The following is a 23,901-nucleotide window of genomic DNA, read 5'->3' on the forward strand; positions in this document are numbered from 1 at the left end:
GGCACGTCACCGACAGCCACAAGGCCAAGGCCGCGCCTTTGTGCCTCCCGATCCCGCACGGCGGTAGTGCGAGGCGGTCTCATGGCGTGCCGGTATCGGTGGAGGGCCGGCGCGGGGCGTAGGGGCGGGGCGTGATGATCTGCGCCTCGATGGGCTGCGCGAGGGCGAGTCCGTAGACGGGGCCGGCGGTCCACCAGCGGGCCAGTTCCATCCCCGCCAGGGTGAGTTCGCGGCGGATGCCCTGCATGCGGAACTTGGCCGAGATCTCGGTGCGCAGGTCCTCGCCTGCGGTGAAGTCCACGGTGAGGCCGAGTGCGGGGATCTTCACGTTCTGGTCGGTGCGCGAGCGCAGCAGCATCTCGACCCACTCGTGGGCCGGGTCCCACCGGGCGACGTGGTCGAAGGCGTCGAGGTCGAAGTCGGCGTCCAGGCTCTGGTTCAGGACGGCGAGCAGGTTCTTGTTGAACGCTGCGGTGACGCCGGCCGCGTCGTCGTAGGCGGCGACGAGTGCCTCCTCCTTCTTGACGAGGTCGACACCGAGCAGAAGGCAGTCGCCGGGTTCGAGCAGCGCGCGGATCGAGTAGAGGAACGCCGCACGCTCAACGGGCGGCAAGTTACCGATAGTGCTGCCCAGGAAGGCGATGAGCCGGGGGCCCGGTGCACCGGGGATGGCCAGTCCGGTAGTGAAGTCGGCTATCAGGGCGTGGACGTTCAGGGCGGGCCGCTCGCTGGTCAGCGTGTGGCCAGCCTGGGTGAGTGCGCTTTCGCTCACGTCGATCGGAATGTAGGTGTCCACGCCGGACAGGGCGTCGAGCAGGTGCGCCGTCTTCTGCGAGGACCCGGAGCCGAGTTCGATGAGCGTGCGGGCGCCGGTGGCCGCGGCGATGTCGGGGGCGGTGGCGATCAGCAGTTCGTGTTCGGCGCGCGCGGGGTAATACTCGGGCAGCTCGGTGATCATTTCGAAGAGGTCGCTGCCGTGCGCGTCATAGAACCACTTCGGCGGGAGCGCTTTGGGCCTGCGGGTCAGGCCGCGCAGGACATCGGCACGCAGGGCCGCATCGGTGGCCTCCTCGGACAGCGTGCGCGTGATCAGGAACTGGCTCATGAAAACGTGCTCCTTTCGCAGGGGTGGACGGTCAGATCTGGGAGACAGCAGCGCTCGGCGTCAGGCGCCGGCGGGCGGTGTGGCAGATCAGGGCAGCGGCAGCGGCGCCGACAGGCAGGAGGAGCGGGGTGTGCGCCATTCCGGCGGCGGCTGTCCCCGTGGCACATCCGATGTCCAACGCGGCGACCAGCAGGGCGTGCGCCTCCGTGCTACGCCCGGGCGGCGCCAAGGCGCTGGTCACGACGAACCCGGTGCCCAGCAGGGGGGCCATGGCCAGACCGGGCACGAGGACTGCGCCCAGCGCGGCCGCGGCAGTGGGCGCGATGGCCAGCAGGAGCCATCCGGCAGCGAATACAGCCGACAGGACACTCAGCAGATGGCCGGTGCCGCCTCGCCACGGACGTGCCCCGTACAGGAGAGCGCCGATCACGGCGCCGGCCGACAGAGCAGCAGGCAGAGCCCCGGCCAGCGCCGGAGCCTCGAACCTGTGTGCTGCCTGCACGGCCACGGGGGTGAGCGAGCCGATACTGAAGCCTGCGCACGCCATCGCCGCGTACAGCACCCGAAGACCCGCTACACGGACCGGACCCAGCCAATCACCCCTGCTGCGACGGGAGTTGGCGTGGCCGTTGCGCGACTGGAGGGCGGTCACGAACAGCGCGGTGCCCGCGGCCCCCGTGACCGCGGTGGCCACGATCGCCCATGACGCTGAGGCCGCCTGCGCGATCACGGTCACCAGCAGGGGGCCGGCTATGTAGATGACCTCCTGCGAACCCGAGTCCAGGGCCAGAGCTGTGCGCCGGTGGCCGGGCGAGGGCATCACCGCGCTGCTGCCCCATCGGGATCTGAGCGCCGCCTCCAGTGGCGGGCGGCCCGCCCCCGCGACCGCGACCGCAGCAACCGACCACCAGAGGCTGCCGTGCACGGCCACCAGCAGTAGGAACGCCCCGGTACTCACGGCACAGCCCGCGCTCAGCGCCCGGCGCTGCCCGATCCGGTCGGCCAGGCGGGCACTCAGCGGGCCACCGACGGCACTGGCCAGCGGATACACGGCGGCCAGCGATGCGCCCGCGGCGGGACCGTCGGCGGCCAGGAATACCGCCAGCGGCGCCATACCGCAGGGCAGCCTGCCGGTCAGCGTTCCGGCCAGCATCTGTGCCGCACCCGGCACCCTCAGCACGTCCCGGTACCGAATCGCCCGCGGCGGTACCCCGGCTGGCGAGCGGGCAGCCTGCCGCAGCGTCATGGCTGCTGCCGACCCGGTGCGTATCCTCCCCATCCGACCAGGGGCGGGACAGGCGCGGTGGCCTCGGGGTGGAAGGCCTCTTCCCAGCCAGGGGTGTTCCGCCAGGCGCTGTGGGCCAGGCAGCGCAGCGCCCAGCCGATGCCGTTGACCACGGTGAGCCCGGTGTCCTGGTATGCGGCCTGGGCCTGAGCGCGTTGCTGGTTCCACGCGGTGAGCAGGTCGAGGATCCCGGCGGCGAGCTTGCGCTCGGCCAGACAGCCGGTCTCCTCCACCTCGGCCAGACGCCCAGCCAAGAAGCCGACGAAGCGCGCGTCACGCTCGCTCTCCCACTCCCCCACCGCCGGGGCCTGCAGGGCGTAATCTCGCCCCGGGATGCGGGGACCGCTCCTCCCCGCCCTGGAGGACTGCGCCCTCATCGGGAGTCCACCATCCGGTACTCGACACCGAGCACCGCCGCTTTACCGGAGGGCGTGAGGGCGGCGAGGGCCTGGCCCTGGAGTTCGTCCAGGATCGCCACGCGCGGGGTCTTGTCGAAGACGGCCTGCTGGGCGCCAGGGACGAGCTTGATATAGCCCTTGTAGATGTGGCCGTCCTTGAGCTGCTCCATCCGGTTGTGCGCCGTGGGGAAGACCACCACCGCCCCGCCGTCCCGCAGGCGCAGGGCGTAGACCCTCGGCTTCGTAGGCTGGGCGGTTTCCCAGTGCAGCGTGGCGTACTTGGCGTTCCTGTAGCTGGTGCGCTCGCGGTAGGTCTTGAGGGCGCTCCGGGTGGCTGTGGTGGAGGCGAGCTGGGTGCCGGCGTTCTTCCCGCCGGTCGTGTACAAGTCCTCGAACGCGCCGGCTATCTGGTCGGGGGCGAGGGCGCCAACCCGGGTGGAAGGGGCGACGGCGGTCGCCAGGCCGTGGTTGCCGGTGTCGATGGCGGGGATCGGGCTCGTGGAGTCGCGGTAGACGGCGGCGACCATCTTGAAGTGCCGGTCGGTGGTCTTGTCGAAGACGAGGAGTGCCTGGTCCCTCGAGCCGCTGGCAGTGGCCTTGACCGCGAACCAGCTCTGGCCCTCGGGGATGTAGTAGGAGCGGTCGCGGTAGCTGAAGGCCTTCTTGTAGTACGCCTGGTCCCTCTTCGGCCAGGTTGGGAGGAACTGGTAGTCGGCCTTGGACTGCTCGTAGAGCTGGCCGCCTTCCACAGTGCCGAGCAGTTCGGCGTTTTGGGTCTTGTTTGCCTGTGCGTTGACCTCTTCGTAGTGGTCGACTACGGCCACTGCCTCGGTGCGGGTTATCACGCCCCGAGGGAGGGGAGCGGTGCGCGTCGCTGTCGTGGTGTCTGCGGCCGGGTTGCCGGTGCCGCTGCATCCGTTGAGGGCGATCACTGCGGTGACACCGATGACGGTCACGGTCAGAGAGCGTCTGTGCGAAAACCGCTCTGCGGAGAAGGACATGGCGGGATTTCCTCCGGAAGGCTTCTGTGCATGGAGGACGAGTCGTACGGGGACAGGGGCGGACCAAGCCGCCAAAGACGCGCTGGCAATGCGGATTCGCGCGGTTGGTGTGCCGGGGCCTGAGTGATGTGCCGTCTGTCCGGCTCCGCGGCCTTCAGGGCCGCGGACCGGGACTGTGTCGCTGCGGAACGCCCGGGGGCTATGCACCCGGGCCCGGGAAGGTCCAGGCGTAGGCAGTTCCGTCGTCGGGCGACCAGTGCACCTGCGCCTTCTTGGCGTCGGCCGGGATCAGGTACCACTCGCAGACCGTGTGGGACTGGCCCGTCGTCCACGAGCGGATGTCGTAGGGGTCGTCGCAGCCGGGCGCTTTGGTGGGGGAACCGAGGAGGATCGCGCCGCGCTGCCCGCCCGCCCGCCCACACCGTGGTGCTGTCGTCGGCGTTCGTGGCGCTCGTCAGTGCGGGTCCGGCCTGATGCGTGTAGCGGACGTGGGCGATGGCGATCACTTTGCCCGTGGCGTCGGCCGGATCCTGCACGGCCGCCTTGGCCTGGGCCTCCGTACCGAACGTGAGCTCCAGCGCGGAGACACCGTAGGTGATCGTGCCGACGTCCTCCGTGATTTTGCCGCTCACGCTGTTCCCGGCGACGAGGTCGGTGGAGGTGGTCTTGGACGGCGACGGCTTGGCCGATGTCGGGGCCAGCGGCGCGGCGCCGGTGTCGCCGCCCTTGCCTCCGCAGGCGGTGAGGGTGAGAGCGACGACGGCGAACGGGGTGGTGAGACGCAGCGCGATCGACTGGCGCAGCACGACAACTCCTATGGGGTGGGCCCGGGGCTCGAAGCCCCGGTGATGAGCAGGGGGCAGGCGGCCGCAACGAGGCAGCGACGCGACGGGGAGTCAGCTGGCGCTGGGGCCGAGGACGACGGGCAGGCTCGCGTAGCCGTTGGAGATGAAGCTGGACACGGGCTTCAGGTCCACGGGCTCCACAACGAGGCGCAGTTGGGGGAACCTGGCGAAGAGCGTCCGCAGTGCGATACGGGCCTCGATGCGGGCCAGCTCGGCGCCGACACACATGTGCGCGCCGGCGCCGAATGCCAAGTGCCGGTGGGCCGTGGACCGGGTGACGTCGAAGTCGTCGGCAGTATCGCCGTGGACGAGCCGGTCGCGTCCGGCGGCCGCGTAGTTCACCACTATGACGTCGCCCTCCTCGAACGTCAGACCGGTGGGCTGATCATGGATCGTCCGGACCGCGAATCGCGCGACGACCGTGGCAACGGGAGCCTGGTGGCGGAGGATCTCCTCGACGACCCGTTCCCAGGGGACCCGCTCGCTCATGGCGAGGGCCAGCTGGTCGCGATGGGTGCTCAGGCCGACGACACCGTGCCCCAGCGCGTTGACGGTGGTCTCGTGGCCAGCGCCGATGACCAGCAGGAAGGAGTCGATCAACTCCTGGCCGTTGAGTTCGCCGGCGTCGTGTGCGGCGATCAGGTCGGTGCTGAGGTCGTCGCCGGGGCGGGCGCGCTTGTAGTCAATCAGTTCGGTGATGAGGGCGTTGATCCGCAGCCGGGCGGCGTTCATCTCCTCGGGGGACAGGCTCGTGGCGAACAGGTCGCCGCATGCGCCGCGGAAGGCGCTGCGGAGGTGGCCGGGCACGTGGAACAGCTGGTCGATGACCAGGAGCGGAAGTCGCCAGGTGAAGGCTTCCTTCAGGTCGACCTCCTCGTCCGGGCCGGTCGCCTGGAGGTCGTCGAGGAGTTGTTCGGTGATGTTCTCTACGTGAGGGACGAGGGCGCGGACGCGGCGCGGTCGGAACGCTTGGGCGAGGGGCAGACGCAGCCGCTTGTGGTCGAGGCCGTACGCGGTCAGGGCGTTCACGACGTCCGTCCACACGCGCAGGGGCCAGTCGGCCGGTATCTCACCGGCGATGTGGGCCGGCCAGTGCCGCCTGGCGTCCTTGGAGATGTCGTCCGTGCGGGTCAACAGCCGGCAGGCGAGGTCCTGGCTGGTCACCGCCCAAGCGGGGATGTCGCCGGGCAGCAGGACCCGCGTGGCCGGGCCGTATTCGCGCAGTGCGGCGGCCTCGCCCTGGATGTCGGTGCCGGTGGGGTTGAGACGGTAGTGCGGCTGGTCGGTGGTGAGGGCACGGCGTGTCATGTCGTCGCCTTCCGTGGTAGGAGGGTTGCGGGGCAGCTCAGGTGTGCCGGGGAGATCGGCAAGTGGCTCTTGGCCGGCTGCGAGGTGGTGGTGGGGGCAGGCGGGATGGCCGTCTTTCACGAGCTCTGTCGTGCGGACGCTCGCGCTGAGGAGTGCAGCAGCGCGGCCAAGGGCAGGCAGAAGGCCGCGCCGAGCAGACCGGTCATGAAGGTGGTCACCGCGACGAGGCGGTGGCCGCCCTGGGCAAGAGCCCATCCGCCGAGGGCGGGGGCGCACACAACCGCGGCCGCGAGCGTCGTGCCCCAGATGCCCGCGTACACGCCCCGGCTCTGCTGCGGCGCAATCCGGTTGAGGATGTCGGTGGCGGCGACAAAGGCAATGATCTCCCCCGGTACCGCCAGCGCAGCGGCAACGCCGTAGCCGACGGTCGAAGAGGCCAGTCCGGCGGAGCCCATCCCAGCGCCGAGGATGATCCCGCTCATGCTGAGAAGCCCCACCATCGGGGCGGGATGCCTGGCGCGGCGCACGAGCAGAGGATTGAGGAGGGGGGACAGTCCGATCACGGCGGCGGCGCTGGCGGCTTGAGTCCACCCGTACGCCGAAGGCGGCAGGCCGTCCTGGGCCATCATCATCGGCAGAACGGAAAATAGAGCGGCGACCGGGATCAGGATCAGCAGGCTCGCGAGCCACAACAGCCACAGCAGCGGGTCGGCGAAGGCCTGCCGGTGCGTCCCGCCCCTGAGAGACAGTCCCGAACTAGGTGGTGGAACAACCCGAAGTGCGACGACGGCGAATGCGCCACACACCACCGCATTGCTCCAGAACAGGACCGAGATACCGACCGGCTCTGCGAGTGCTCCGCCGACAAGCCCCGTGGTGGCGGCACCCAGGTTGACCGCGAAGTGCCGCCAGCCTGTGATGCGTGCGCGCCCCGGTTCGTCCGGGACGGTGTCGGCAACGAGGGCGGCCACGATCGGGCGGGGAGCGTCGTAGACAAGGCCGGCCACAGCAGCCGCGACGCCAAGGGCCTGTGGGGTGTGGGCCTCGGCGAGGAGAGGAAACGCCACAGCTGCCACCGTCATGGCGCCGACGAGGGTGGCCCGGCGGCCGACCCGGTCGGCCAGCCACCCGCACAGCAGTTGCCCGGCGAACCAGCCAGCACCCCACAACGCCAGGACGGCGCTTACAACTGCCGTATCCAGATGCAACTCATTCAGGCGGTAAGGCAGGTACGGGTAAGAGAAGCCGGCGGCGCGCACGACGAAAGTCGCGACGAGCAGTGCCCAGATGATCGGAGGCCACCGATTCGAGGCTGTGGCCGGAGCCAGGGGAGACATGGACAGTGGTTGCGGGGATGAGGCTGTTGCGGGCACCGATACTCCAGGGAACCGAAGAACTGCGCCGCTCGGCTCCAGGGGCGGGAGACTGGAACCGGTCGGCAGGTCAGCCGCTTTCGGCGCGCCTGTGACATACCTGGGGGCGAACTTTCGTTGGCGCGCCGCTGTTTGACGCTTCGAGTGGGCCAACTCCCGCAGGCCTGCGACGACGGCTGGGCCACTCACCGGCGGCCGATCCCTGGGGGGCAGGCTCGGCAGTCCGGAACCGACAGGGGCTCCGAACACTGGCGAACTGGCGGCCACCGCGGAAACCTTCAAACGTGTGGTGCGCCGTTGCCGAAGGGCGTCCATGGATATCTCCGCATGAAGAGGAAGAATGCCGCTCGGTAGCTGATACGGGTCTGGCGTAGCCAGCCGTGATTCCGCTCGGCGAGCGCGCGGCGCTATGCACCGTGACGCCGGGCCAAGTCGGATGGCAGAGGGGTGCCGCCGCAGCCTGCGGCGGCACCCCTCCAGGGAGTCGAGGACCATACGGGGGGGGGTGGAGTCCTCGACTGGTCTGTGCTGCCGTAGAAAGCGCAGCTGTACCGGGGCGAAGGTGTCCATGCCCCTTGCGACGGGGGGATCGCACTGTCGTAGTCCGAGCGGGTGACACCGCCGACGGGGTTACGGACGCTTCGGGTAGGCCGGGGGTGGGGAGACTTCGTAGGGATTGACGCAGTAGTAGACGGCGTAACCGCGGACGCGCTTGCCGTCAGATCGGCGCGTCACGGTTCCGCGGGAGTACCAGGTCTTCTCCTTGACCTTGTAGGCGAACTGGTCGACTCGGACCTTGTCGCCCTTGTATCCGATGCCGACGACCACGCTGCTCTTGCTCGGGCTCTTGTGGAACTTCACCGCGCTGCACGACACCTTCATGGTCGCCGTGTCGTAGGCCTGTGCTGCCGGCGCAGCGGCCAGGCACCCACCGGCGAGCGCCAGGCCGAATACCCCTGCCGCGATGCTGGGGCGGTTTAGGACGATCAAGGTGGTCCCCTCCTGCTGCTCGGGAGGCATCCGTGGACGAGGCCTTCTCTGAGCGCGCCTCAACCGAGTTCGCACGCTCGGTGGCGGGCATACGGCTTCCCGACACCCACATCCATAAACACCCGTAGATGACAAGTCCCGACCATAGTCGTCGACACGCGATGCGTCGACCCCCTTCATAAACACATGAAGACGCCGGAGGCTGCGAGAGCGACGGGAAGCCCACTCCAGGGAAGCCGGATCACTCGACAGCGACACCCTCCCGCTGCGCTGGAAGGAGTGGGAATAAATGACCCGATACGTACTAGATTCGCATAAACATTCGTAGGGAAAATGACGCACCCTACCTGCGCCTCGCTGTCACGTGAGAGGCTTGCGACAGACGGGGTCAACATCGGTGGACTAGACCAATTTTTGTCCACAGAGCTGCATTGCCGGAGCGCTTGACGCGACCTGCATTCGAAGTGATATCCACATGCGTGGATCGCGACCAATCCGCGCATCTCACGCATGCCGATCAGGCCCCTACGGGAGAGGAGAAGGGACCGACGATGCCCGGAACCGTCGGTGACGGCACCAGCAAGCCGCCACGTACGCTTGCGGAGAAGCTGTCGCGACTTCGCGAAGAACGTGCACCCGAAGGCGGCAGGGCGCCGTCCTGGGAGGCGTTGGCGAAGGCCATCACCGAAGAGACCGGGGTTGCGATCTCACACGCATACCTCTGGGAGCTGGGGACCGGCAAGCAGGGAACAAACGTGCGCCTAAATCACCTGAAGGCATTCGCCAAGTTCTTCGGTCGGCGCGTCTCCTACTTCGCCGAGGACGAGGTGGCCTTCGAGGACGACGCGCAGGCGCAGCTGGCGCTCCTGGAGCAGTTGGGTCGACTGGGCGTCCGGCACGTCCGACTGGAGAACGTGGAAGGCGACGCGACTCCTGAGACGGTCACCGACCTTCTCGGTCGACTGCAGACCCTCGACATTCTGCGCGACGCCGACGTCCGGAAGGTTGCCCTGCAAGCGACTCGGCTGACGGCCGAGCAGCGTACCGTCCTGGGCGACATTGCGCGTAACCCTTCGCTACTCGACGCGCTCCCTCGCGCGGTTGGCCTTGTCGAAGCGACCACCGGACTCACCGACGAGCAAATCGCTTCTGCCACGCGCGCCCTGAGCCAAGCGGATGTGCTCGAAGCGCTTCAGGATGAGGGGGTGTCGCAGATAGCTCGCCTGTGCCTTGCGCTGCTTCCATCGAGCAGAGAAGCCGTTCTATCCATGATCGGGCAACTCGGACGCCTGGAGACCGGCACAGCCTAAGAGTTGGGCCGTTCCCGAAGGAACGGCCACCGCTCAGCCTTCGCTATGTGGCGCTTCCGTCACTGCGGTGCGGGCCCAACCGGAGGTATTCCGCGATTAGTTCCCGTGGAAGCAGGGGCATCAGCCGGCTTGCTGCGTCGAGTGTCTTCTCGTCAGCTTCTTCCACGGAATCCGCTTCCGGCTCTGGCCAGTGCCGCACCGCCTCCGCACCTGCGGAGATCGGGTGGAACAGGATGGTCCCGTCTTCGGCCGCTAGCCAGACCCCGCTTCGAGCGACATCCCCACTCTCGTCGTAGCGGCGCACAAGGCATTCTCCTTGCTTCCCCTCAATCACGGTCGCGCAGCAGCCGTCTCCGAGCGCAGCCGCGGCCGGACAGACCGGGCAAGGCAGGAACGGGCGGGCGCAGGGCGCGTGGAACACGGCGCTCCCCGGCACTTCTGCACTCCTGCACGGTCGTGCGACGCCGCGAAGGTTGCTGCAGCACGGTCTGAGGCCAGTCCCTCCGCCGACCACCGGTCTCCTCAAGGCTTCGCCTGTTAGCTGAAGAGGCTCGCTCTCGATGGCGCTCGCCCGGACGGGCGAGCGCACAGCTTCTCCGCCCGAGCGTCACTTGCTGATGCCGTCGCCCCTGCTGGCGCCACACTCGCGCCAGCACCACAGGTGGCGCGTTCGGACGCTGTGACTGGCTTCTTGAAGCGTTCACCTCTACCCCTCCATATAAACCGCACGTGCGGTTTGTTTCTCAGACGTAAGGATGACCGACGAGGTGAGCGTCCCCTCGGGGGTCGGACGGTGCCGCACATACGTGCGACATAACACGGTGGAGTGCGAGATCTCCCGCTACCACGGGTCAGCGCATACTGGCCCCGCCGTCGACCGGCAGCACGGCGCCGGTGATGTAGGACGCGTGGGACGAACTGAGGAAGGCCACGGCTGCCGCCACCTCCTGCGGGGTGCCCATCCGTTCCAGCGGGACCTGCTGCAGGAGTTCGGCCTGCTTGGCGTCACTGAGGGAACGTGCCATGTCGGTGTCGCACAGTCCGGGTGCGACAACGTTGGCGGTGATGCCGCGACGGCCGTACTCGCGCGCCAGAGAGCGGGCGAAGCCGATCAGGCCGGCCTTGGAGGCGGCGTAGTTGCTCTGGCCCACCGCACCGCCTAGGGCAACTGCGGAAGAGATGAGAATGATGCGCCCGCTACGGGCTTTCATCATGTTACGCAGTGCCCGCTTGGCCACGACGGCAGCTCCGACGAGGTTGGTGTCGACGACTTCCCGGAAGTCCTCCAGGTCCATCCGGACCAGTAGTTGGTCACGGACGATGCCGGCGTTGGAGACAAGCACCTCAACGGGACCGAAACTCTCCTCGATCTGCTTGAACGCGGCGTCCACCTGCTCGGGGTCGGTGACGTCACACTCCAGCGCTAGCGCCCCCTCCGGGCCTCCGCCGCGGCGCGACGTGACCGCGACCTTGTCACCCTGGGCGAGAAAGGCTTCCGCGACCGTCCTCCCGATACCCCGATTACCGCCCGTGACCAGCACGGATCGACTCATTCTTTGTCACTCCTCATTCGCGGTTGCACGTTGAGTTGGCAACTGCCAGTGGCAAATCTTTGGTTGAAGGACGGCCGTGCGCGTAAGTTGAACATCCGTACGACCACGTACTGTGCCCGTTCGTACGCGAACGGGCACAGAGCGGACGTACCCAGCTCGCCTCAGCCAACAGACGTCGCTCGGCGGCAAGGCTTCGATTGAGAGGAGTGCGCCAGCATGCACGGTGGCCACAGTCGCCTCTCTCTTCACCTCGCACCATCGGGCGCCCACCGGCCGCGCCACCTCCCGCTTGTTCACGACCTGCTGCCCTGCGGACAAAGATCTATCGAACAACCGCGGTTCGATCTACGGGAAAGATTTTGCACCTAATCGCGTCCCACTGATCAACCGGCTTCATGCGCACCACAGAACCCGAACAGGGGATAAACGATGAGCGGTCAGAGCCTTCACCCGCTGACACATCTGCTCCGGCGGAAGCGCACCGCAATCCGGCCAGAAGATGTGGGCTTACCAACGCGCCCGTCCGACGCGCCGGGCCCCAAGCAGGACGGCTTGACCCAAAGCCAGATGGACAAGCTCCTGAACCGGGCCGACAAGACGTACGGCCGCTTCGAGCGCGCGAAGCTCACTCACCCCCCAGAGGATTTCCTCTCCGACGTGGGCCGACTGTTGCGTATGACTTCGGACGAGTACACCACCATGTGGCTCCTGGCCCGAGGACACAAGCCGACGAGAACCCTGGAGGAAGACGTCACGCCGGTGTCGGCCATGTGGCAGGAAGCTTGCGACGGGCAGCGACACATGATGTACGTGACCGACCTCGCCTGGACCGTCGTCGCCTACAACACAGCGTTTGCCGACATGTTCAACAGCCGCCAGGTCCCAGCGAACACGGCAACCTGGATGCTGCTCACCGAGGAGGCTCGACACACCCTCAAGGGATGGCGGGGAATCTGGGCACCCTCGGTCTCCGCTCAGATTCAGGCCGCCCTCGTCGAGTACCCGGACAACGCGGTCCTGCAGCAGATCGACGATGAAGTACGCGCCGACCCTGTCGCCGGCCCCATCTACAGCCGACCGGACGTGGGCTCGATAGCTCCGGACGGCGTCGTTCGACCGTTCCACCACCCGCTGTACGGGTCCGGCAGAGTGAAGATGGTGGCTTCAGCCCCTTTCTCATCCCCAGGCGCACGCGCGATCATCGTCATCTTCGAGGCGGACGACGACGCCTGACCGTGGCCACGCCAACCTCCCGTATCTGATCTCCGAGATTGCGGTTCGGTGACGATGTGTCCGGAATCTTAGATTTCGCACAGTGGGTTCGCAGAATGCGGTTATGCGCATATCGACTCGCCTGACCGAAATCGAGTCAAGGATTCATGCCTGGTTACCCGATTTCCCCGGAGCTGAGCTCCTCCTCACCGAGGCGAGCATTCAGCACCTCTGCATCGAGCTTTCACCCGCCCGATTCCCGCCACTGCTGAATCAGTGTCAGCAAGAGGATCCCTCCGGGCGCTATGTGTCTCATTTCGATCGCCTCGGCCTCCGAGGTCTGCGCTTTGCTCCGCCGACGAAGACCACCACGGGTCGGCTGGAAGTGCGCTTAAACGACCGGACGGTCGAACCGATCGAGGTCGGTCCGGCGCACACCCTCAGCGCTCTCGTCGTGCACGTCTCCGAGCGTCGTCGCGCATGCCGACGATGTCCTGTTCATCGGCGACATCCGGTCCAGTTCCCGCTCGCCAGCCATGTCGCGTCCGCTCAGCAGATCCTGGACCTCGACCCTGACGCGGTCTTTCCCGGAGACGGCCCACTCGTTGAGCAACACGAAGTCAGCTCCCGCATGCGGTACTTCGCTGCACTGCGCGATCCCATCCACGAGCTGCACAAGGGCGGTCTGGACGTCGATGAGGCCTCCCGTGCCCTGCCGCGCGAGCGCCGTCCCGATGTGGGGCTGCAGAACACCTGGCCGTTCTCACCGCCACCGAATACCGATACCTCGACGGATCCAGCGAGGCACCACAGCTCCTTCACCTGTCGAGCAGCACCACCGACTCACCCCCCAGGGCGTTCCCCACACCGACCTTCCGCGGTGCACGTTTCCCGCGCGGCGCATCCCACGCAGCTGATTCAACGCCGTGACTCTCGTTCTACCCCTTCAAGCATCGGAGCTGCCCATGCCCGCCGCACACGTAACGAGGCCCACTATCGCCCTGCCGCAGCACCTCGTTACCGCGGACGAGATCTGCGCTGACATCGCCCAGGCTCATCCGCAACTGCCCCATCTCGCGGCCAGCCTGCGCATCGCCCGGAGCACCCAAGTCACCTCCCGCTACTTCACCCGTCCGTTGCAGGATCCCGCCATTGGCGGTGACGCGGCCATCACCGAACGCAACCGGGCTGCCTTCACTGAGGCATCCATCCTCGCCGTCCGAGCAGCGCAGCAGACCTTGCAGGAAACGGGAACGACTCCCAGGGACATCGACTGCATCATCACCTCCCACACCACCTCATGGACCGTCCCCGGCCTCGACGTACACCTCGTCGAGGCACTCGGCCTACGGGCGGACGTCCGGCGCATACCGATGAGCACGCTGGGTTGCGCCGGCGGCGCCCACGCCTTGGTACGAGCGAGGGACCATATCGCAGCGCACCCCGGCAGCATCGTGCTCGTGGTCGTTGCGGAAATGCTCAGCACGGTCTACAGCCACCACGACACCACCACGGCGTCCATGATCTACAAGACGCTTTTTGGAGATGGTGCCGGAGCGTGCCTGGTCACAGGCGCACCGCTCGGCCCAGGCTTGTGCCTTGAGAGCACCTGGGAGTACCTACTTCCAGATAGCCGCACCCGCTATGCCGGCCGCCTCGATCAGAACGGACTCCACTTCGACTCCGAGAAATCCGCGACCGCGGCCATCGTCGACCTGATGCCAGCACTCCACCGGTTTCTCGCTCAGCAGGAGCTACGGGACGTCGAGTTCACCGTGCTCCACCCCGGCGGCCCTCGCATCATCCTCGACGCCGAAGCGGGACTGGGCATCGATCAGGAACCCGGACTGGACGGCAAGGCCAAAAAGACCCGCCACAGCTGGGCGAGCCTGCGCGAGGAAGGCAATCTGGGCGGCGTCGCTGTCCTTTCCGTCCTCGCCCGCACCCACGACGATCCCCCCGCCGACGGGGCCAGGGGGATCCTGCTCGGCTTCGGACCAGGCTTCGCGGTTGCAGCGGCAACGGCTCGGTGGGAGACCGGCCCATCCAGCGCCACCCCGCTGTAATCGGTCGCATTCTCCAGGTGTCGCATCCTGGATGTCTGCCCCGGGGCAGCGATGCGTCCCTCGTCTGAGGAAGCGGCCCTGGGAGCCACGCTCCTATATACCGCCATCCATGAGGTTACGGAATCAGTGATCAAGGCGGACAAGACGGCTTACTGCCAGCTCAGCGCTTGCTGAGTCCTCTGTCGGAGCCGACGCAATGGTGATCGGAACGAGAACGGGGCCCATCTCGAAGGACTCGTCGTGCGTCCAGAACGCGCAGAGATGCACGCGCGGCCGAAATGCACGCGCCGATGCGCAGCCCCCTGCGCGAGCCGATGGCAAGCCACCGAAGCAGACCTCCGACTCCACCGACCGAAATAAACACATGTTGACAGACTTGCCCCTCCCAAAGGGTCGGCCCGCGCGAACAGTGTCGCCTACAATAAACGGCTATAGATGAACCGGGCTTCTCGCTGTCAAGGTCCTGATGTCTCAACCGAGGAGTCCTGGATCATGACCGTGCTCCGTCGAACCGCCGCCGTGGCTGATAGCGGACGTGGCGGGTTACTCCCATCCTCTCCCTCCTGGCCTCCGCCCACCGCCGACGTCACATGGCGCAGCCTGGCGAGCCGTCACCCGTGGACCCTTGGCCCCGAGTCGCAGCACTACGGCGGCCGCTCTCCTCCGGGCCGACAAGCCATCCACCGTACGCCCACGGCGCAGATCGCCCAGCTGTGGAAATCTCGCGCACCGACACCACAGCCGGCATACTCCACGCACTCGTCGGCCGTGTTGAAATCGTCACGGGAGAGTTGGACGACTGGATTCCCCTGTCCCAGACCCATGAGCGGCCCGGCAGCTGTCTAACGCACGTATGCATGAGCCAGTCATAGGCGCCGGGCACCGACTGCCCACGGACAGGGCCGGCCACGCCGCTGTGACCCGTGTCCGCAACCGGATGGCCAAGGAGGCACTCCGCGCCCCGCTTCCACAGCGTCCCTGAGGTGAACGCGTTTGGCCATCCGGCTCGCCCCGGACACCACCATGACGCTGCGGTTCATCGCCGAGCCGACCGGGCGCCTCTGTCGGCACCGACACTCCTTCAGCCCTCCCATCGCCCCTCCGAGTTTGGGCGCGGGAAGCACCCGCCGGCTCGCTGTACCCCTCCGCGTAGAGGCCCTGGCCCGCACAAGCCGCCAGCCCTGTGGCGAGACAGCCGCTCGGGCCCCGCTTGCACCGCGTTGTACCACTTCAAATCCTGGCCTTCGCGATCGTGACGGATCGGAGAGCCCATGCGGCCGCATACCCGCCGTGCCCTTGAGAACTGGCGCACAGCCTGGACCGACCAGCAGGACGCCGCCCTGGCCGCCTTTGACGCAGCCTTCCCCGGCCTGGCACGCATGGATCGCCCAACAGGCTGCTGCGATCCGCGTATGAAAGTCGATCGGCCCGGAGAGTCAACCGGCTTCGTGTGCTTCGACGATCACGGCCGTGCCACCGTGGATTTCGCCGGGATTCCGCAGACCACCCTCGGCAGAACCCTCGAAGTGATCTTCGGGTGCGGCTGGTTCGAGGAGGGCCCTGAGGGGATCGCAGCCGCGCCGCCTGGCACCTACAACTGGGACGACGAAGCCACGTACGCGGAATTCGAGATCAAGGTTGCGGCCGACGCCACCGCCTCGATCTGCATGTCGTACGTGACCGTAGAGGACGCCGTCGTCCTCCTGGACGAACTGCAGACCCACCTGACCGAGCACACGGCTGGCAGCCCCGCTCCGCCTGATGAGCAGCGGTAGCCGACATCACAGCCCCCTGTCACCGTCGCAGAGCACGGACCACCACACCAGCCACGGCAGCGAGCGCACTCATAACGGCAGCCCCCACCCCGAGCGGCTCGGCGAGCGCCGGGTGCTCGCGGGCGAGATAGACGGCGGCACCGGTGATCAGGAGCCCCATCACCAGGGCGAGGAGCAGGACCGCCAGGCGTAGCTCCCGGTGGCCGTCGTCCAGCCGGTGTGGCGTGTCCGTGTCCGCGGTCATGAGCAGTACGTCCTCTGCACGTCGGGCGTCCGCGGCGCCGGCCATGCACGGGCGGCGCCGCAGACGCGGCTGGTGAATGGCATCCACGGTGGCTGCTGCGCGACGGCGTAGCTACGCCATAACGCTGCCGTTCCACTGCCGTTTCTCCGCCACTTTGCAGGGCTGCGGCCGAGACGACTGGACGAAGGTGGGGGGTCTCCAAAGGCGCCGGCTCTCCCAGTGTGTTCCGGTAGCGTCCTTTTGTGGCTTCCAGCAAAGTGCCCAGTGCCGCCGACCAGCGCCTCATCGATCACGCGGCGCGTCACGACTTGTCCGTCACCGTCAAGCAGTTCGCCAGCTGGCGGCGGGCCGGGCTCCTGCCGGGGAATGTCTCTGGCGGAGGCCTCGGCCGGGGCCGGGGCAGCACATCGGCACCACCGCCCGAGAGCTTTGATCTGGTCGTCGCCCTCGCACGCCTTGCCGGGCGGGGTAAGCGGCCGGCGGACCTGGCGCTTCTTCTGTTCGCCGAGGGACTCCCGGTTCCAGAGACGACGGTCCGTGCCGCGTTCCGTGCCGCCGTGGACAGGGACCCGCTTCCTGGCGAGGACGACACCTCAGCCGACGGCCGTCACCCGGATGAACGGCTGGATCAGATTTCCCAACGGCTCACCGACCGTGGCCAGGTCCTCACGCTCGTCCCGGCCCGCGCCCGCCGTATTGACGAGCGCATCACCCGCGCCCTCGGGCAACTCCCGCCCGAGCTGATGGAATTGGACCAGAACTCCGAGCCGCAGCCGCTCACCCCTACGGACGCCACGCTGACCGCCGTGACCGCGGCCATCGGCGGTTCCGTCCCCCTCCAGGACATCGGCGCCATGCTGCGCGCGATGAGCCCCACCATGGCAGCAAATCCGATGGCCTCTCACGTCGAGACCACCCAGGCCGACGTTCCGGAGGCCGCTGCCAGCATCCTCGCCGAGGACGGCTCCCTGGCCTTCCTCCCTGGCGGCGACCCCCGTGATGTCCTGCGCGTGCTGGCTGGCACGGCTCCGCTGGAAGACCTGGCCGCCGGCTGGCATACGGCGGTGCAGGTGCGAAAGTGGGCACTCAATCTGTGCCGGCGCGTCGAAGGCGAGTTGGAGGCTGGGCAGCTCGGCCCAGCTGTCGAGGAGTGGCTGCACGGAAGGCAGTTGATGTCAGGGCTCTCCATCATCGCGACCCTGCGCGAACCCCGCTGGACGCCGTCGCGGGGTGCATCCTCGGCACTGATGTGGCTGTTCCAGTGCCAGGCACTCGCGACCTCGACAGCCTGCTCCCAGGCTGCCAATGGCACCTCCTCAATATCCCGGGGTTTGCGCCGCCGCCTGCCCGCGACCTGATTCTCAGCAAGGTCGTCGGCTCCGGCGCAGCATCGGCTGCGGCGACCAACACCAGCTGAAGCTGGAGCCGCACCCGCAGCAGTCAACGGTTGGGCGCCGAGAAGCGGCAGCCGGTCCGGCCTGCTGGCCCCGCCACGCCCTCAACTCACCTCCGCCGCGGGTACGCCGTTTCGCCGCACACTAGGTGCCAGCCCGTTCTGCGACTGGGCCGACTCGGCCATCCCCGGGCAGCAGTCGGAAAGCAGTGTCGTCCGCCGCACCGTTTCGCACAGGCCGGGTGGGGAGCCGGGGCTGATGTGCACGGTCGGGCGCGGGCGGTGTCCCTCCCGGCTATCGAGTATGGGAGGCCGCGGCGAACTCCGCGCAAGGTCGGCCGCACGGTTTTTCTCCGCTCCTGCGTCACGGAGAGAAACCGTCCGTCCTCCCCTGCACTCCGTTCGACGGCCTCCCAAATCTCTCTTCGCCGGGAGGGGCCGGGGGCCGATCTCCACGGCAACGCAGCCCCGGGGCCAAGCCCGCCACCCGGCGGCAGCACTCGGGGCATACCCACCTCAGGCGACCCCACAAAAAAGCGAATTTGCCCAGCTCAGAGGCCATTTCCTCATTGACCGGCCCGCGAAGAAAGTATAGATTTACCAACGTCAAGACGGGGCGGGGCAAGCCCCGGGAACCCACTCTGGATCAGGAGATCCCATGACGCTCAATGACTTGAGGAAGCCTCTCCAGCTCAACGACACCACCCAGCTCAAGGCGGTCTTCGATCCGGCTCTGCGGTGCTTCTCCGCGCAGCTGTGGAAGGACTGCGAGCCAGCCGGACTGCTCGGCCAGGTCGGCCAGTTCACCCACCCCGACGACGTGCTGGACGCGGTCGACGAATTTCTCATCGAGAAGAGCGAGAGCCCACTGACGGAACAGCAGATGGGGCGCTTCGGCGGCATGTTGATCATGGCGAAGGGGGGCCCTGACGCCGCGATGCTCCAGATGGCCGTGAAGGCGCCCCATACCGTCCTCCCGCTCTTCTGATCCACCGCTCTGGCCAGGGCCAGGGGTGTCGACCTCTCCCTGCCCTCGGCTGCTGAGCCTGGCCGTCGGCTCGCACCGCCTTCGAGACGCGCGCGCCGACGGCGCTTTCTCACCCCACGTTCCTGCCCAATGAAGGAACTAGTCCCGCGACAACGTCGACGCCTGGAACGCCGTCGAGATCCGCAGCGTACAACTCGCAGATCACCCGCCGAAGGCCTGAGCTTCCATTCCTCACGGACATCGGCCGGGAAGATCTCAGCGGCCCCGTTCCGACGCCACCGGGTCTCCACGACGCCGCCCGCCTAACGCGCGGGCGGCGCCTCCCGGGCGCAACATCGCTTCCTCGGGGAGCAGTTCGTCCTCATCCCGCGAAGATGCCCGTCGACCCCGCTGGATCCGCGCTCGGCAGGGCGCGGATCCACCTACGTCGCAGCAGGGGGCAGGGCAAGGCCCCCTGGAACCCACCACGGCAAGAGGTCTACACATGGGTGCCCACAGCCCGCAACTACAACTCGATCTTTGGCAGGAACAACCCCCCGCCGCAGTCAGCGTGAAACCGGTGACAGTGCTTTCGTATGGATTGGGGGCGGATTCGACCCTCGTCCTGATAGAAATGCTGCGCGACCCGGCCGGCTACGGCCTGGAACCAGACCTCTCCGACCTGATCGTGATCACGGCGACGGTCGGTTCGGAGTGGAGGGACACCGTCAGGCTTGTCGAGAACCATATCTTCCCCCTTCTCCGCCGTCACCGGGTCAGATATATTCAGGTCGCGCGGTGCGGCCCGTACGAATCAGACGGCTGGGAAGTCCTCGCTGATTCCCGTAACCCACAGCACTTCATTCCGCGAGGCCGCTGGACCCTAATGGACGAGCTCACCCTGAACGGCACGGTCGTCCAGGCCGCCGGCGGGAATTCGTGCTCGCTGAAATACAAGGGCTGGCCACTGGACCAGTGGGGGCTGGCCGAGTTCCCCGACAGGCCATTCCGGAAGGTCGTCGGCTACCACGCCCGCGAACGAAAGCGCGCCCGCACTTACGACGAATGCCAGCAAAAGGACAATCTCAAGGCGCGCCGGATCATCTGCACAGTGGAATATCCACTTCTTGAGCAGAGCTGGGACCGCGATATCGTGGAAGCTCGATTGTTCACCGAATTCGGCCTTCTATGGCCCAAGTCCTACTGCACGTTCTGCGTCTATTCGGGTTCTTGTTCCGCCCGGCCCGCACATATGGCACGTTTGCGCGGCCACCTTGAGCAGGCCGTCGAGGTACTGGCCCTGGAATACACGTCGATGGCACTGAACGAGAATGGCTCGTTCTACCCGAAGGAGACGCTGTACACGCGCGTCGCCGATGACGGCAACACCGCGGCACTGGGGGCACTGGAGGACCGTCTCGCCTCCGTGGAGTGGGCGCTCTACCGCATACGCCGAGTACTCCCTCCGGCCCGCACCGGCAGCTGCAAGGAACGGCACGGCAACTCTTGCCGTTCCCCGTGGCCCGGCTGCATCGATCCGAACACGGGCGAGCGGACTCCCCCATGCGCACAGTGGCACGGACCCGTCTGCCCCAAGCCGCAGCCTGCATGTCGGGACTCCTCCCGTAAGGGGCAGGTGAGCCGGTCTGTCAAGGTTGTGACCACCGGAACACGAGCGCAGGTCACCCACCTGATACGCCGTCGCGCCGCGGATGCCAGCGAGCATGTCGAGGAAGACTTTCAGCACCCGCTCGGCCACATCCGCAGCCAGACACTCTCGCGCGGTGCGCGCTTTCCTGCCGTAGAGGAGTTCCATGTCGTCGCACCCAGCGGGGTGATCGAGAAGGAGAGGAAGAACTTCGAGGAGCTGTGGCAGGAGACCTGCCGACAACTTAGGCTCCCGGCCTGATCGTGCAGATACCGCGTCCCACGCTTTACCGCTCGGCGACGCGGCGAGTCAGCACACCTCGTCTTCCCGGCTTTCCGAGCGTGGGGCCCGAACGGGAGGGGCGCAAGAACGGGCTTCGCCGCATTCTTGCGCCCAGCCCGTTCGGGCCCCTATTTCTTTTTGCCGGGAAGAGGGCGGGGGCCACTCCACGGCACAGCCCGCGCTCGGTCCCGCCCGACAGCCGACTGCGGGCCTCACGCATTTAAAGACGGCCGTCACGAGGACCGCCAGCACGAAAACTTTCTTCCAACTCCCCTCCTGAAACCCCGATTGCAAGGTTGACCCACCCTCCAATAAAACATAGATTTACCTATGTCGAAAGGGGGCGGACCCGAAAAGTGAATGGCCGCCCGCTTGGAGCATCAGCAGCGAATTGACCAGTACGGTCACCGATCCTTTAAAACTCCACAGAGCGCTTCATTGAGATCCGCAGAACGTTGACGTGACATCAAAGACCAGAATTCCAAATGGGGCAGGGCAAAGCCCCCAGGAACCCACACTTCTGAATGGAGTCACTCAGGTGAAGAATCCCGAGATTCCCATTTCGATGACCGACCTTGCCATTGCTATCCGCCAAGGCGCACAGGTCGAATCGAACAACATCTTCGGCAAATCCGTCGTGTTCACCCTGCCCAGCTCCGGAGACGAGGTGACGGTGTGGCCCGGACCCGACAAGCACCAGCCCTCGGCGCCTCTCGTCCTGCTCTGGCAGCGCCGGTCGCCGCAGGGCGCGAACATCGCACGGGGCACACTGCCGTGGTCCAGCGACCCGACGCCGCTCGTGCACTGGGCGATCACGATGGCCTACTCGACCGACGAGATCGCCCCGCAGTACGCGCCCGTCCTCGCCACCCTGCGCGAACACAACGTGATCGGCGACATCGTTCCCGTCCAGGGGGTCGGCCACCTCATCCACGTCCGGCTCCCGGACTCTACCTACCTGACCATCGGAGGTGACGAGGGCCTGCCCAGCCGTGCCGATCAGGTCAAAAACTGGCACGTGCAACACGAGGGTCCCGACGAGCACATCGGGGTCATCTACCACGGCTCCGAACTCCTCAGGATGATCGGCGCGACGCAGCGCTACCTCCAGGCGACGGCCACCCGCTACGGCAGCCACCATCCGCTCGGCGCCCCGGTGGACGGCGAGGCACCGGACGGCCCGGACAAGTTGTACGGCCTCATCTCCGACCTGTCCGAACTGCGCCGCACCCGTTACTCGGTTCCGGGCGGGGCCCTCCTGACCGTCATGGACGCCGACGGCCACAACGGCTCAACCATCGAGGTCCCGGCCGAGGTCGTGACCCGCCTCTGCCGCCTCCTCACCATCGAGAAGCGGGTCATCGAGACCTACGGCGGCTAGCAGCCGACGCACCCCAACCTGCCGGGCCCGGAAGGCAACCGGGCCCGGCGCCCAGCGCTTCGGGCCCGGAGGGCAAACCGAGTCCGAAGCGCTCAGGAACCCACAAGCAGGAAGAACACTTGAGCCTCACATTCACTGATATGTACGCGGGCGCGGGCGGATCCAGTACAGGCCTGGTCAATGCAGGACTCGAACTCCTGCTCGCCGCAAATCACTGGCAAGTCGCGGTAGATACACACACCGCCAACCATCCCGACGCCGAGCACCTGTGCGCCGAGATGGAGTATTACGACATGAGGCGTCTCCCGAAGACGGACATTCTTTGGGCGAGCCCCATCTGTACAGAGATAAGCCCCGCCGGGGGGCGTCCCCGGACCAAGGGTCAAGTCGATGACGAAGAGTGGAGAGCCCTCCCGGACAAGGCATTCCAGCGAACACGGGCTACCGCTTTCGAAGTCATCCGCGCCGTCCAACTCCACCGCTACAAAGCCGTTCTGGTTGAGAACGTCATCGAGTTCGCGACCGACTGGGAATTGTTCGACTGGTGGCTGGCCGGAATGGCGCAGCTGGGCTACAACTACCAGATCGTCTGTGTCTCGTCGGCGCACATCGGGGACGCGTTCAATCTCCCCGCTCCGCAGTGGCGCGACAGGTTGTACATCGTTTTCACGAAGGTTGGAATCCGTCTCCCGGACGTGAAGCCGACACCGCTGGCGTTCTGCGAGGTCTGCGACGAGGACGTGCACGCGGTGCAGACCTGGCGCCCGCCTCGCAAGCCCCGCAAGGGCCAGAAGCCCCGGAAGGACGGAGTGGGCAAGTACGGTGTGCAGTACGACTACACGTGCCCCTGCGGCCACGGGGTCGTGGAGCCGTACGTCCAGCCCGCGTCCTCCATCATCAACTGGGAGGACGAAGGCGTTCGCATCGCGGAGCGCCACGAGCACGGGCTTGACCCTCTGGCCGAGAGCACCATCGCTCGCATCGAGGCGGGGCTAGAGATGTTCCCCGAAACCCCCTCGCTCGTGACCGTCAATCATGGGGGCCACGATGGCCGCGCATTGCGGCCGGACCTGGCCCCGCTGCCGTCCAGGTGCGCGAAGATCGGGGAAGGACTGCTCGTCCCGCCCGGAACCTTTCCGTACGCCACGTCGTCGCCGGATCTGGCGGCTCCGCCGTTCGTCATCGAGCTCCGCAACCACGGCAAGGCGCGGAAGATCGACCGGCCGCTGTCCGCGGTCATGGCGGGTGGCAATCACCATGGGCTGGTCATCCCGTACCGCAAGGGCGCAAAGGCCAAGCCGACGTCCGAGCCGCTGCACACCCTCTCCACTCACGGTTCGGCCGGTCTGCTACGGCAGGCGGCACGGATCGAGGACTGCTTCTTCCGGATGCTGAAGTGGCGCGAGCAGATGAGCGCGCAAAGGTTCCCGCCCGGGTACATCGTCACGGGAACCAGCGACGCCGCTAAGACGGTCCAGGCCGGAAACGCGGTGAGCTGCAATGTCGCCCAGTGGCTCGGCGAGCGCGTGGCCGCCGTTCTGTAGACCCCGTGGGGCCGCCCCGGCGGCCCCACCCTCCCCTTTCCGCCGGGCCCGGAGGGCAAACCGGGCCCGGCGCCCACAAGCCGAAGGAGCGCCGCGTCGTCGTCCCGGACTCCCGGTACGACGCCCGCGAGCGCATCGCCTATACCGGCCGCCCGGCCCACATGGCGATCCAGCGCCTGGAGAACGGGTCCTGGTCGGCGGCCCTGACATCGGCGGCACCC

General features: G+C 67.1%; 20 protein-coding genes. 9 read left to right on the plus strand and 11 right to left on the minus strand.

Annotation, left to right across the window (positions count from 1 at the left end):
- Window positions 1–79 precede the first annotated feature (79 nt).
- From egtD to MB828_RS00405, 8 genes are all read right to left on the minus strand, one after another.
- Entirely contained in the window at window positions 80–1,105 is a 1,026-nt protein-coding gene (gene egtD, locus MB828_RS00370; protein ID WP_301646399.1) for an L-histidine N(alpha)-methyltransferase, read from the minus strand.
- Between the two features lie 31 nt (window positions 1,106–1,136).
- Window positions 1,137–2,258, minus strand: coding sequence for an MFS transporter (locus MB828_RS00375; RefSeq protein ID WP_301646400.1), 1,122 nt, complete (start codon window positions 2,256–2,258; stop codon window positions 1,137–1,139).
- Between the two features lie 89 nt (window positions 2,259–2,347).
- The gene (locus tag MB828_RS00380) at window positions 2,348–2,644 is read right to left on the minus strand and encodes a hypothetical protein (RefSeq protein WP_301646401.1); all 297 of its coding nucleotides are present in this window, start codon (window positions 2,642–2,644) and stop codon (window positions 2,348–2,350) included.
- Window positions 2,645–2,763: 119 nt separating this feature from the next.
- A complete protein-coding gene (locus MB828_RS00385; protein WP_301646402.1) occupies window positions 2,764–3,744 on the minus strand; it encodes a hypothetical protein in 981 nt (326 codons plus the stop codon).
- Between the two features lie 2 nt (window positions 3,745–3,746).
- On the minus strand, window positions 3,747–4,595 hold the full coding sequence (locus tag MB828_RS00390) for a hypothetical protein (protein ID WP_301646403.1): 849 nt from the start codon (window positions 4,593–4,595) through the stop codon (window positions 3,747–3,749).
- A 90-nt stretch (window positions 4,596–4,685) separates the two neighbouring features.
- Complete coding sequence (locus MB828_RS00395) at window positions 4,686–5,942, minus strand: cytochrome P450 (RefSeq protein ID WP_301646404.1); 1,257 nt, start codon at window positions 5,940–5,942, stop codon at window positions 4,686–4,688.
- Between the two features lie 116 nt (window positions 5,943–6,058).
- Complete coding sequence (locus MB828_RS00400) at window positions 6,059–7,279, minus strand: MFS transporter (RefSeq protein ID WP_301646405.1); 1,221 nt, start codon at window positions 7,277–7,279, stop codon at window positions 6,059–6,061.
- A 666-nt stretch (window positions 7,280–7,945) separates the two neighbouring features.
- Complete coding sequence (locus MB828_RS00405) at window positions 7,946–8,305, minus strand: hypothetical protein (protein ID WP_301646406.1); 360 nt, start codon at window positions 8,303–8,305, stop codon at window positions 7,946–7,948.
- Window positions 8,306–8,856: 551 nt separating this feature from the next.
- On the opposite strand from MB828_RS00405, the gene MB828_RS00410 reads away from it, so the two are divergent.
- Window positions 8,857–9,615, plus strand: a complete 759-nt coding sequence (locus MB828_RS00410; RefSeq protein WP_301646407.1) for a hypothetical protein — start codon at window positions 8,857–8,859, stop codon at window positions 9,613–9,615.
- Window positions 9,616–10,466: 851 nt separating this feature from the next.
- Here MB828_RS00410 and fabG read toward each other — a convergent pair.
- Window positions 10,467–11,168, minus strand: coding sequence for a 3-oxoacyl-ACP reductase FabG (gene fabG / locus MB828_RS00415; RefSeq protein WP_301646408.1), 702 nt, complete (start codon window positions 11,166–11,168; stop codon window positions 10,467–10,469).
- Window positions 11,169–11,735: 567 nt separating this feature from the next.
- On the opposite strand from fabG, the gene MB828_RS00420 reads away from it, so the two are divergent.
- Window positions 11,736–12,401 carry an XRE family transcriptional regulator gene (locus MB828_RS00420; protein ID WP_301646409.1) on the plus strand — a complete coding sequence of 222 codons (666 nt, stop codon included), beginning with the start codon at window positions 11,736–11,738 and terminating at the stop codon, window positions 12,399–12,401.
- Between the two features lie 370 nt (window positions 12,402–12,771).
- Here MB828_RS00420 and MB828_RS00425 read toward each other — a convergent pair whose 3' ends face one another.
- On the minus strand, window positions 12,772–12,996 hold the full coding sequence (locus MB828_RS00425) for a hypothetical protein (protein WP_301646410.1): 225 nt from the start codon (window positions 12,994–12,996) through the stop codon (window positions 12,772–12,774).
- Between the two features lie 349 nt (window positions 12,997–13,345).
- Here MB828_RS00425 and MB828_RS00430 point away from each other — a divergent pair, with 349 nt between their 5' ends.
- Both MB828_RS00430 and MB828_RS00435 read left to right on the plus strand, forming a co-directional pair.
- Window positions 13,346–14,446: a type III polyketide synthase gene (locus MB828_RS00430; RefSeq protein WP_301646411.1), complete on the plus strand. Its 1,101-nt coding sequence runs from the start codon at window positions 13,346–13,348 to the stop codon at window positions 14,444–14,446.
- 1,271 nt (window positions 14,447–15,717) lie between these two features.
- Entirely contained in the window at window positions 15,718–16,221 is a 504-nt protein-coding gene (locus MB828_RS00435) for a hypothetical protein (RefSeq protein WP_301646412.1), read from the plus strand.
- Between the two features lie 19 nt (window positions 16,222–16,240).
- Here the strand turns inward: MB828_RS00435 and MB828_RS00440 are convergent, their stop codons facing one another.
- The gene (locus tag MB828_RS00440) at window positions 16,241–16,465 is read right to left on the minus strand and encodes a hypothetical protein (protein ID WP_301646413.1); all 225 of its coding nucleotides are present in this window, start codon (window positions 16,463–16,465) and stop codon (window positions 16,241–16,243) included.
- 242 nt (window positions 16,466–16,707) lie between these two features.
- On the opposite strand from MB828_RS00440, the gene MB828_RS00445 reads away from it, so the two are divergent.
- The 5 genes from MB828_RS00445 to MB828_RS00465 all read left to right on the plus strand — a co-directional run bounded on the left by MB828_RS00445 (window position 16,708) and on the right by MB828_RS00465 (window position 23,680).
- A complete protein-coding gene (locus tag MB828_RS00445; RefSeq protein ID WP_301646414.1) occupies window positions 16,708–17,823 on the plus strand; it encodes a hypothetical protein in 1,116 nt (371 codons plus the stop codon).
- Between the two features lie 693 nt (window positions 17,824–18,516).
- Entirely contained in the window at window positions 18,517–18,846 is a 330-nt protein-coding gene (locus MB828_RS00450; protein WP_301646415.1) for a hypothetical protein, read from the plus strand.
- 484 nt (window positions 18,847–19,330) lie between these two features.
- Complete coding sequence (locus tag MB828_RS00455; RefSeq protein ID WP_301646416.1) at window positions 19,331–20,734, plus strand: hypothetical protein; 1,404 nt, start codon at window positions 19,331–19,333, stop codon at window positions 20,732–20,734.
- A 586-nt stretch (window positions 20,735–21,320) separates the two neighbouring features.
- Window positions 21,321–22,136: a hypothetical protein gene (locus MB828_RS00460; protein WP_301646417.1), complete on the plus strand. Its 816-nt coding sequence runs from the start codon at window positions 21,321–21,323 to the stop codon at window positions 22,134–22,136.
- Window positions 22,137–22,255: 119 nt separating this feature from the next.
- On the plus strand, window positions 22,256–23,680 hold the full coding sequence (locus MB828_RS00465) for a DNA cytosine methyltransferase (protein WP_301646418.1): 1,425 nt from the start codon (window positions 22,256–22,258) through the stop codon (window positions 23,678–23,680).
- Window positions 23,681–23,901: the final 221 nt, after the last annotated feature.

Origin of the sequence: Streptomyces arenae (assembly GCF_022343545.1) — a bacterium.
In the GTDB taxonomy this organism is placed as follows: domain Bacteria; phylum Actinomycetota; class Actinomycetes; order Streptomycetales; family Streptomycetaceae; genus Streptomyces; species Streptomyces humi.

Coding starts and splice junctions, on each gene's coding strand:
- MB828_RS00420 (WP_301646409.1), top strand. CDS start 11,736: ATGGACAAGCTCCTGAACCGGGCCGACAAGACGTACGGCCGCTTCGAG.
- MB828_RS00430 (WP_301646411.1), top strand. CDS start 13,346: ATGCCCGCCGCACACGTAACGAGGCCCACTATCGCCCTGCCGCAGCAC.
- MB828_RS00410 (WP_301646407.1), top strand. CDS start 8,857: ATGCCCGGAACCGTCGGTGACGGCACCAGCAAGCCGCCACGTACGCTT.
- MB828_RS00400 (WP_301646405.1), bottom strand. CDS start 7,279: ATGTCTCCCCTGGCTCCGGCCACAGCCTCGAATCGGTGGCCTCCGATC.
- MB828_RS00455 (WP_301646416.1), top strand. CDS start 19,331: ATGGGTGCCCACAGCCCGCAACTACAACTCGATCTTTGGCAGGAACAA.
- MB828_RS00440 (WP_301646413.1), bottom strand. CDS start 16,465: ATGACCGCGGACACGGACACGCCACACCGGCTGGACGACGGCCACCGG.
- MB828_RS00450 (WP_301646415.1), top strand. CDS start 18,517: ATGACGCTCAATGACTTGAGGAAGCCTCTCCAGCTCAACGACACCACC.
- MB828_RS00395 (WP_301646404.1), bottom strand. CDS start 5,942: ATGACACGCCGTGCCCTCACCACCGACCAGCCGCACTACCGTCTCAAC.
- egtD (WP_301646399.1), bottom strand. CDS start 1,105: ATGAGCCAGTTCCTGATCACGCGCACGCTGTCCGAGGAGGCCACCGAT.
- MB828_RS00460 (WP_301646417.1), top strand. CDS start 21,321: ATGACCGACCTTGCCATTGCTATCCGCCAAGGCGCACAGGTCGAATCG.
- MB828_RS00375 (WP_301646400.1), bottom strand. CDS start 2,258: ATGCTGGCCGGAACGCTGACCGGCAGGCTGCCCTGCGGTATGGCGCCG.
- MB828_RS00435 (WP_301646412.1), top strand. CDS start 15,718: ATGCGGCCGCATACCCGCCGTGCCCTTGAGAACTGGCGCACAGCCTGG.
- fabG (WP_301646408.1), bottom strand. CDS start 11,168: ATGAGTCGATCCGTGCTGGTCACGGGCGGTAATCGGGGTATCGGGAGG.